Raw genomic sequence first — 7325 nt, forward strand, 5'->3', positions numbered from 1 at the left:
AGACGAAATCCTGCAGCAAAAGCAGGATCAGAGAGACCGCGCGATGTCGCTCAGCTTGTCACGGAGCCAGATGTGTTCCGGGTCGGCGGCGTGTCTGCGGTGCCAGTACATGGTTTGATACAAGGAAGTTTCGCTCTTGAGCGGGATGGCACGCAAGCCGATTTCCCGTCCGAACAGCTCATAAAGTCGCGACTGGACGAGCGCCATCATCGGCGTGCCCGCTACCAAGTGCATCCGCGCACTGAAACTACCTGCGATGGCAGCCAGAGCTGAACCCAGTTCGATGCCCGGCATTTCCGCCCCTCGCAGACTGTCGACGTGGAGCAACTTGGTGATGTCATTGAATGCGGTGCTCTCGTCGAGAATTTCGTTGTCCTCATCTACGACCGCCACAAACCTGTCGGTGAACAGGTGGCGACTGTGGTAATTCATCCTGTCTTCCGACAATAGCGCCCTCGGCGCTATGAGGAGGTCACACTCGTCACCTTCCAGCGGCGAGAGCATGTCGTCACCGATCGGAATGATCTTGACTGACACGTTCTGACCAGAGTTCCAGAGCGATTGCAGGAATGGTTTGATGAGCACTATCGAGATATAGTCACTGGCCACGATGGTGAATGTGCGGCTGACCAGTCCGGACTTCAACGTGTTACGACTGCTCAACACCGAACGCATGGAGTCAACGGCGCGGTCAACCGGCTCCGCCAAAGCGGCGCCGAATGGTGTAAGTTTCATGCCGCGTCCGTTTCGCGTCAGCAACGGATCGCCGAAGTGGCGTCGTAGCCTGGCCAAAGACCCGCTCATGGCCGGCTGGGTGACCCCGGTCCGCTCCGCCGCGCGCGTGACGTTCGCCTCGACAAGGAGGGCTTGCAACGGAATGAGCAAGTTGAGGTCGATCGTGAGCAGCGGATCGTGGGCGACGCTTGTCGCTTCTGGCGAGCGGGTGACGCCAGGACTGCGGGCGTCGGCGAGATCATATGACAATTCCTTGACCGATCCCTGCTCTTCCTGTCACGTTTTTGGCAGATACCGTATTCACGGTTCGCTTTACCAGATCTACCAGCGACAACAAGCCTGAAAGTTTCTATTCTCGACTCCGTGGCGACCCGCTTGAGGTAACTCGCCAACTCTCTCTGACTGAACATGGAGGATCTCTCCTTCAACGGAACGACAGCCGAGTGGGTGCGAAAGGAGATTTCGCCGACCCACAGCCAGGCAAGCTCGGCGATCTGGCGTGCCCAGGGGTTGCCTACAGCCACGCCACCCCGCAACGAGAGAAAGCCCTGCCTTCGACAAAGGGACGCGAAGGCAACTTCGTCAGACTCTGCGGCGGACGACGATCATGCGTCCTTTGCCAAGCGGGCAGCGATGCCGCGGGTGACTCGACGTTGAGGTTTGCAGCGCCGGACGTTGCCGCCGAACACGATACATTGGTACGTGTCCGGCTTGACACCGACGGATCTGTCGGGATTGAACGTGGACGGGTCGCTGAACAGGTCGGGATCGCCGTGCAGCAGGTCGATCAGGATGCTGACCACTGGGCCGCGCGGTAGCCGTCATCGCGCGACCTCCAAGCTCTCGGCCCACCCCTCCCTGTTGACCAGGTTCACCAACCGACGCACCCGCCACACCTCGATCAGTGTGAGCGACGGAAGCGCCGACCTGTCCTCGTCGGATTCGACAGTAAGCCGGTCGGGGGCCCGAACTGGCGTCGGATCCCATCGCAGGTGTCGAGGACCGGCGTCGCCTAGTCGATCGACCGGCCCGCAAGCGTGCAGCGGCGGGTCGATGATCCTTTGAGCGGCCTGCATGTTCTGCTTCCCCTCGACTAGGTCGGTCAGCACCATCATCCGGTCGAAGCTGAACACGTCGATGCCGAAAGAGGACGCGTAGCGAACCTGGTAACGATGCGGTGCCCGGTTCGTGTTAAGGCTGAAGATCGGGCCGTTCTGGAGACCCTGCACGGAAGGGCCGACGGGCGGGATCGCATGGAGCGCTGCCGAAGTGGTCACCGATCACCTCTCACTCGAGATCACCCTGGGTCCATTTCGAAACCGATGTGGCGGACAGGACGCTCACGTGACAGAAAACCGACATTTCCTGTAATTCGATCTTCGGGTAGCTCGACCCCAATAGATCAAGCCCACTTCTTCCTACCGGGTGACGAGAAGTTTGTCCACCAGAAGGACGAGGTCGTTCCTGACCTTCACCTCGACCGACCCCTTCCCTCTTCGCCACGGGCCTACCTGCGGTTTCGGCTTTCGATGACGGCAAGTTACACCCGTTTGCCGCCTTGATATTCCGGAATTCGGCGCACGAGCTTCACTGCAACCAACGGGTGATGTAGTTCTTCTGGGTGACACGCGAGTCTCATCTCAATTGGCCTGTCATCTCATTTGGAGCGCTTTCACGTCCCAGCAAGCCCACCCAAACGAAAGCCTCTAGAACACCCATTTGAGCTGGTGTTTTACCTCTGGATGCGCGTCTGATCGAATCGCCCCACAAGCCTCATGACGGGCGTCACAGCCAAGGCTCTGCCTATGACCGACTCTTCAACCGGCTCAACCCTCTCCCGCAGCCTGCGCGAGATCGCTATAGTCGGAACTTGGGTCTCAGCCGGAGACACCGCCTTGAGTCGTCATGCAACCCCCGCGCGTCTACACCGCTTCCTGACGTACGGGGTTTTCGCACACCTGCCCACAATAGAATTTCTGTGCTCACGAGAGCTTGATTCCACAAGATCTGAGAGTGGATCAGCACGTCCCGATGCGTCCCGCATCGAAACCTCAAACAAGGATCAAGGAAACCAACGCTAGAAGACTCCGAGCTGCGCAACTATCTCGACAAGGTCGCGCGTCCGGTGGCCACACCGTCGCGTTCGGCATCTCACCGGGCGATATCCACCATTGGCCTCAGGTGACGGCGTCGGCCCCGGCAATCGCTAGCACCGACCACACCGCGCAATCGTACGGTAGCGCGGATCGAAGCCACCTGGTCCGCCCTGAGGTGATCGGCATGTCGATCGACGCCACCAGGTACTGGCCCGCCCGGTAGTCGTAGACGCGCTCGCCCAGCACGATGCGTTTGCGGCCTTGGGCGACGAACGCGAGGATCGTGCCGGACATCGACGGCGCGGGCGGGCCTCCGGCCGTCGTCCTCGACACCAGGACGTCGTCGATGATCGTGGTCATGTCCGGCCGGGCATGACCACGATCAGCGCGCGTAGCTCGTCCACGTCCCCGATGGTCCACGGCGGTGGGACGATCAGGCAAGTCCGCCGGCGAACGTCAGTGCGTCTCCGAGCGGTTTGCGGCGCAGGTCCGGCACTTCACAGTCGTCCGCTGGGTAGCCGATCGGGAAGAGGATGTACGGCCGCTCGCCTTCCCGCCCGAGGAGGTCGGCCAGGAACGTCATCGGGTTCGGCGTGTGCGTCAGCGTCGCCAGGCCCATCGAGTGCAGCGCCGCGATGAAGAAGCCGCACGCGATGCCGACGCTTTCGTTGGTGTAGTAAGTCTTCTTGCCGTCCTGCTGCTTCTGGGCGAACGCGACCACCAGCCACGGCGCGACCTCCAGGAACTCCTTGTTCGCGTCGGTCTCCAGATGTGCCAGCGCCGCATGCCATTCCGGCAGCTCGCGCTCGTGGTAGAAGCGGCGTTCCTCTTCTTCGGCCGCCGCACGGATGCGGCGCTTGAGGTCCGGGTTCCGGGTGGCGACGAACCGCCACGGCTGCTGGTGCGCGCCGCTCGGGGCGGTGTTCGCGGCCAGGACCGCGAGCTCGATCGCCTCGGCCGGCACGGGATCGGGGGAGAACCAGCGCACGGACCGGCGCGCGTCGAGCAACCGGTGGAAGGCCCTGCCGCGGTCGAGTCCTTCCTCGATCGGCAGCCGGGGCGGGGTGAACGGGATGAACGGGTGGGTGTGCGGTCGGGTCACCGTCCGGACGATGCCCGTGCCGCACTCTTTTGACCAGTTCGCGTTTCTCCGGTCAGTTATAAGCTCAGCTCATGAATCTGCCCAACGTGACGCTGCGGCAGCTCGAATACCTGATCGCGGTGGCCGAGACGGGCTCGCTGACCGCGGCCGCCGCGCGGTGTCACGTGTCGCAGGGCGCGATCTCCTTGGCGTTGAGCGAACTGGAACGGGTGCTGGACCTGCGGCTGGTCGTCCGGTCGCCGCGCAGGGGAGCGGCACTGACGGCGGCGGGCGTGCGGGTGCTCGCGGACGCCCGCCGCGTGGTCGGGGCGATGGGCGACCTGGGTGCCGAGGCGCGCGGCCTGAGCCGCCAGGTCAGCGGTGTGCTGACGGTCGGCTGCTACGCGCCCATCGCGCCGTTCCACCTGCCCGCGGCGATCGCGACGTTCGAACGCGCGCACCCGGAGGTGTCCGTGCGGTTCGTGGAGGGGAGCCTGCCGGAGATCGGCGAGGACCTGATCACGGGGCGGTGCGAGATCGCGTTCCTCTACGACCAGGACCTGGTGCCCGGCATCGCGACCCGGACGTTGTACGACCAGGCGCCCAAGGTGCTGCTGCCCGCCGGGCATCGGCTGCGCCGGCGGCGTGCGGTGGCTCTTCGTGAACTCGCGGACGATCCGTTCGTGCTGCTGGACGTCCCGCCGAGCGAGCGCTACTTCCGTTCGGTGTTCACGGCGGCCGGGGCCGAGATGGTCGTGACGCACCGGGCGCGCAGCTTCGAACTGGCGCGCTCCCTGGTGGCCCGTGGCATCGGCTACTCGATCGCCGTCCAGCAGCCCGCGCTGACCACGTCCTACGAAGGGCTGGAGGTGGTCGCGGTGGCGTTGCGCGACGACGTTCCCACGACACCCGTGGTGCTCGGCTGGGCGGCCGGCGGACCGCTCACGCGTCGCGCGCAGGCGTTCGCCGGCCACTGTGCCGCGCTGTTCGCCCAGAACCGGTGACCGTCAGATCGCCTGCGCGATGGCGATGTTGCCCGACAGCCGGTCCCCGGCCTCGTAGATCATGTACTCCCGGCCCTGGTACGTGCCGAAGGAGGGCGCGGCCGACCTGCCGTTGTCCGGTGCGCCGGACAACGAGTCGTGGAAGACGCCGAGGTGGTTGCGCTTGCTGAAGTCGAGGCCCACCTCGGTGATCAGGATGTTGCCGCCGCTGCCGATGTCGGTGTTGTAGACGACGTAGACGCTGTTGTTGCGGAACAACAGGTGCGGGCCGCCGACGTTGACCGCGCCCACGTCCTGGTGCCGGATCAGCGGCGTCTGCGAGAACGTCCAGTCGCGGGCGTTCGCGGAGCATCCCCAGCCGATGTCCCGCCGGTTCGTGGTGTTGTTGAGCATGAACACCATCACGTACCGGGCGTTGCGCGACGGCAGGTCGTGCCGGAACACCCTGGCGTAGGAGGTCTCCGTGGTCCCCGCGGGCAACAGGCGCGTGGACAGGACCTCCTTCTCGTAGGAGAAGTGGATGCCGTCCGCGGAGCTGGCCAGCCGCGTCACGGTGTTCTCGCCGTGGAAGTACAGGTACATGCGCTTGACGTCGTCGTTCCACATCGCGTGCGGCGACGACACGTGCGAGACGGTGTACTCGCCGGGCCAGCTCCGCGTGATGATCGGGTTGCCGGCGTACTCGGTGAACTCCTCGTCCAGCGTGTTCGCGTACGCCAGGCAGATGCCGCCGGGGGCGTCGTGCGGTGCGTAGTAGAGGTAATACGCGGCGAGCGCGCCGGGAATCCGGTCCCTCGTGCCGCGGATGGTGGGGAAGATCAGTTCGCCGGTGGGGTTGTAGCGGAGCTTGCTCTTGACCAGGGCGAGCCTGCGGTACCGGTAGTCCGGGAACCCCGCGGGTGCGGCGACGGCCTGGGGCGCTGCCCCCGCGCTCGCTGCCAGCACGGCCGCGCCCGCTGTCCCGAGCAGCAGTTGTCGGCGGTTCGGTGCCATGGGAACGCTCCTTTGCGTCGAGGACTCCGAGGTTCCGGACGGTAGGGGGTGACCTTGCGGCGAACAAGGCTGTAATACGAATTATCATCCGGGACCGCGTGATCGCCGGGTTCGGCCAGTAATTCCGTGATGTGCCCGGCCGTGGTAGTCGAAGACGTGATGGAGTCTTTAAGAGGGCATCTGATCTTGATCTGTGATCATTTGTCCGGATTAGAGTCGCGGCTGTATTTGTTGATCAAGGTGTGAGTCCTCGGCGTGCGTATCGCAGTGACCTGTCCGATGCCCGGTGGGCGTTGATCGAGCCGACGTTGACAGCGTGGCGAGCGGCCCGGCGTGGACCGGGAACGGCGGCGCGGGTGCATGACTTACGCAAGATCGTGAACGCGATCCTGTACGTGTGCCGGACCGGGATCGCTTGGGAGCACTTGCCGCACGGCTTCCCGCCGTGCAAGACGGTCTACGACTATTACGCCAACTGGGAAGTCGACGGCACGACGGAGAAGCTACATGGCTTGCTGCGTCAGCAGGTTCGCATCGCCAAGGGACGCGCTGCCGCTCCGACGGCGGCGATCATCGACTCGCAGAGCGTGAAAACTTCCTGCAACGTAAGTGAATCCAGCCAGGGGATCGATGCAGGTAAGAAGATCAAGGGCCGGAAACGGCATATCGCCACCGACGTACTCGGCTTGTTGCTTGTGGTGATCGTGACCGCGGCGTCGGTGCAAGATTCCGCTGCGGGGCAACAGGTTCTGGATCGTATCGCCGTCGAGCATCCGACTGTGTCGATGGCCTGGGCCGATGGTGGTTACAACCACGGCGTGGTCAATCACGGTGCCCGCCTGGGAGTCCAAGTCGAGGTCGTCAAACGTCCTACTACCAAAGGATTTCAGGTGTTGCCCCGCCGTTGGGTGGTCGAGCGCACACTGGGGTGGCTGATGCAGCACCGGCGGCTCGCGCGCGACTACGAGGCGCTTCCCGAACGTTCCCGCTCGATGGTCCACTGGGCGATGACTAACATAATGAGCCGCGTTTTGACGGGCGAACCCACCCAAACGTGATCTGGGTGGGCCGAGGCTGGTGGCGCAGCTGTTGCGCAGCCCGATGCTCGACGATCGCGACGTCACCGTGTCGAGTGCGCAGTACTCGCAGACGGGGTCGTGGAGCCGGGAGAGCAACAACACCGGCTGGGACGCGCTGCTGGGTGATCGGCGCAAGAGCGACGCGGTGAGCGTCTACGCGGCTCCGGCACGGGCAGGGGACCTGTCGGGGTTGCCGCCGGCGTTCGTCGACGTCGGTTCGGCGGAGGTGTTCCGTGACGAGGCGGTGGCCTACGCGAGCAGGTTGTGGGCGGCCGGAGTGCAGGCGGAGCTGCACGTGTGGCCCGGCGGGTTCCACATCTTCGACGGCGCCGTGCCC

9 protein-coding genes are annotated in these 7325 nt (G+C 64.3%); 3 read left to right on the forward strand and 6 right to left on the reverse strand.

The window, feature by feature from the left end:
* Positions 1 to 27 precede the first annotated feature (27 nt).
* The 5 genes from BMW88_RS37475 to BMW88_RS37495 form a co-directional block, all read right to left on the reverse strand.
* Positions 28 to 984 carry a LysR family transcriptional regulator gene (locus BMW88_RS37475; protein ID WP_089960807.1) on the reverse strand — a complete coding sequence of 319 codons (957 nt, stop codon included), beginning with the start codon at positions 982 to 984 and terminating at the stop codon, positions 28 to 30.
* A gap of 356 nt (positions 985 to 1340) precedes the next feature.
* Positions 1341 to 1538: a hypothetical protein gene (locus BMW88_RS37480; protein WP_089960809.1), complete on the reverse strand. Its 198-nt coding sequence runs from the start codon at positions 1536 to 1538 to the stop codon at positions 1341 to 1343.
* A gap of 18 nt (positions 1539 to 1556) precedes the next feature.
* Positions 1557 to 2012 (reverse strand): hypothetical protein, encoded by a 456-nt coding sequence (locus tag BMW88_RS37485; protein WP_089960811.1) that lies wholly within the window; start codon positions 2010 to 2012, stop codon positions 1557 to 1559.
* A gap of 900 nt (positions 2013 to 2912) precedes the next feature.
* A complete protein-coding gene (locus BMW88_RS37490) occupies positions 2913 to 3191 on the reverse strand; it encodes an AraC family transcriptional regulator (protein ID WP_143116440.1) in 279 nt (92 codons plus the stop codon).
* A 73-nt stretch (positions 3192 to 3264) separates the two neighbouring features.
* A complete protein-coding gene (locus BMW88_RS37495; protein WP_089960814.1) occupies positions 3265 to 3933 on the reverse strand; it encodes a nitroreductase family protein in 669 nt (222 codons plus the stop codon).
* A 71-nt stretch (positions 3934 to 4004) separates the two neighbouring features.
* Between BMW88_RS37495 and BMW88_RS37500 the strand changes: the two genes are divergently transcribed.
* The gene (locus BMW88_RS37500) at positions 4005 to 4916 is read left to right on the forward strand and encodes a LysR family transcriptional regulator (RefSeq protein ID WP_089960817.1); all 912 of its coding nucleotides are present in this window, start codon (positions 4005 to 4007) and stop codon (positions 4914 to 4916) included.
* Between the two features lie 3 nt (positions 4917 to 4919).
* Here the strand turns inward: BMW88_RS37500 and BMW88_RS43785 are convergent, their stop codons facing one another.
* Positions 4920 to 5909, reverse strand: coding sequence for a hypothetical protein (locus BMW88_RS43785; RefSeq protein ID WP_089960821.1), 990 nt, complete (start codon positions 5907 to 5909; stop codon positions 4920 to 4922).
* 242 nt (positions 5910 to 6151) lie between these two features.
* On the opposite strand from BMW88_RS43785, the gene BMW88_RS37510 reads away from it, so the two are divergent.
* Positions 6152 to 6967 (forward strand): IS5 family transposase, encoded by an 816-nt coding sequence (locus BMW88_RS37510; protein WP_089960824.1) that lies wholly within the window; start codon positions 6152 to 6154, stop codon positions 6965 to 6967.
* A 19-nt stretch (positions 6968 to 6986) separates the two neighbouring features.
* Positions 6987 to 7325: alpha/beta hydrolase fold domain-containing protein (locus BMW88_RS37515; RefSeq protein WP_342715334.1), on the forward strand; the 339-nt coding region annotated here is incomplete at its 3' end.

It is taken from the genome of Lentzea xinjiangensis (genome assembly GCF_900110955.1).
Classification (GTDB): domain Bacteria; phylum Actinomycetota; class Actinomycetes; order Mycobacteriales; family Pseudonocardiaceae; genus Lentzea; species Lentzea xinjiangensis.

Coding starts and splice junctions, on each gene's coding strand:
- BMW88_RS43785 (WP_089960821.1), bottom strand. CDS start 5,909: ATGGCACCGAACCGCCGACAACTGCTGCTCGGGACAGCGGGCGCGGCC.
- BMW88_RS37500 (WP_089960817.1), top strand. CDS start 4,005: ATGAATCTGCCCAACGTGACGCTGCGGCAGCTCGAATACCTGATCGCG.
- BMW88_RS37490 (WP_143116440.1), bottom strand. CDS start 3,191: ATGACCACGATCATCGACGACGTCCTGGTGTCGAGGACGACGGCCGGA.